1 protein-coding gene is annotated in these 1,681 nt (G+C 67.5%); it reads left to right on the top strand.

Annotated features, from left to right (window positions below; translation table 11 throughout):
* Positions 1–112 precede the first annotated feature (112 nt).
* Entirely contained in the window at positions 113–1,504 is a 1,392-nt protein-coding gene (locus MOPEL_RS05820) for an IS1380 family transposase (protein ID WP_040633106.1), read from the top strand.
* The last annotated feature ends 177 nt before the right edge of the window (positions 1,505–1,681 follow it).

Raw genomic sequence — 1,681 nt, forward strand, 5'->3', positions numbered from 1 at the left:
GCCCGGAGATTTCATAGGGGTGGGTGACCCCTGAACGCGAGAAGTGCCCTTGACCTGCAAGGATGTCGATTGTCTAGGCCGATATCCGCAGGATCAGAAGGGCACTTCTCAGGTGAGTAAGCGTAGCGGGCTCTACCCGCAGGTCAGGGTCGACACCGCGAGCGTCCCGGCGGTGGCGCACGCGGGCGGGGCGTTGCTGACGCGCACGGCTCGCGTCAGCGGGCTGGATGTCGCGTTGAGTCGTGCCCTCGGGCTGTGGCGTAAGCCTCTGGCCAGGCACGATCCGGCGAAGGTGCTCCTGGACCTGGCGATGTCCTTGGCGCTGGGTGGAGATGCCTGTCGCGACGCGGCGTTGTTGCGGGCCGAACCGGGCCTGTTCGGGCCGGTCGCCTCGGACGCGACCATCTCCCGCACGATCGCGGCGCTGGCTGGTGACATCGACAAGGTTGAGAAGGCCATCGCCGCGGCCCGCGCCGCCGCGCGGGCACACGTGTGGCGCCTGGCTGGCGCGAATGCCCCAAACCACGACGCCTCGGCGGCGAATCCACTGGTCATCGACCTAGACGCCACGTTGGTGACGGCCCATTCGGACAAGGAACAGGCCGCGCCGACGTTCAAACGCGGCTACGGATTTCACCCCTTGTGCGCGTTCATCGACCACGGCCCGCAGGGCACCGGGGAACCATTGGCGATGCTCCTGCGCCCGGGCAACGCCGGGTCCAACACCGCGACCGATCACGAGACGCTCATCAAGCAGGCGTTGGCCGCGACGCCGGTGATCAACCCGCACCGGCCGGGTAAGAAGGTTCTGATCAGGACCGATGGCGCTGGCGGCACCCGGGAGCTGTTGTCCTTCCTGGATCGTCGTGGGGTGTCCTACTCCATCGGGTGGACCCTGCCCGCCAACACCCCCGAGCTGTACCGGCTGGTGCCCGAGGATGTGTGGCAGGCGGCCTACAACGCCGACGGCGCCATCCGTGAGGGCGCGCACGTTGCCGAGTTCACGAATCTCATCGCGTTGAAGGGGTACCCGCCAGGGATGCGTGTCATCGTCCGTCGCGAACGGCCCCACCCCGGCGCGCAACTGCGCTTCGAGGATGTCGAGGGCTACCGGTTGACCGCGTTCGTCACCAACACCAGCCGGGGACAGCTGGCTGAGCTGGAGTTACGTCACCGCCGCCGGGCGCGTTGTGAGGACCGTATCCGCATCGCCAAGGACACGGGCTTGACGAACCTGCCGCTGCAGGGCTTCGACCAGAACCGGTTGTGGCTGCTGATCGTTCAGATCGCGAACGACCTTCTGGCGTGGATGGGCATGCTCGCTCTGACCAGTCACGAAGCCCGCCGGTGGGAACCCAAAACCCTGCGGCACCGCCTCTTCACGATCGCCGCGACACTCGCCCGGACCGCCAGACAACGGCTCCTGCACGTGAAGAAGACCGCCCCCTGGGCAGTCCTGTTCACCACCGTCTGGGACAACCTCGCCGCGCTGTCCCCACCCTGACCGGCACCCCCACCCGACCCGACGAGCCCAGCACGCCCCCCTTCATCGTTCGTGGAAGACGACGCCCACCCGCCGCGACAGGCGGGCGACTGTCGTACTCACCTGCCAAAATCAGCCCCATCGAACGACAACGGCGTCGGCTACGCCGACGCCCCAGCCCGATGAAACATCCGGGCT

Source organism: Mobilicoccus pelagius NBRC 104925 (genome assembly GCF_000247995.1).
Lineage (GTDB): Bacteria > Actinomycetota > Actinomycetes > Actinomycetales > Dermatophilaceae > Mobilicoccus > Mobilicoccus pelagius.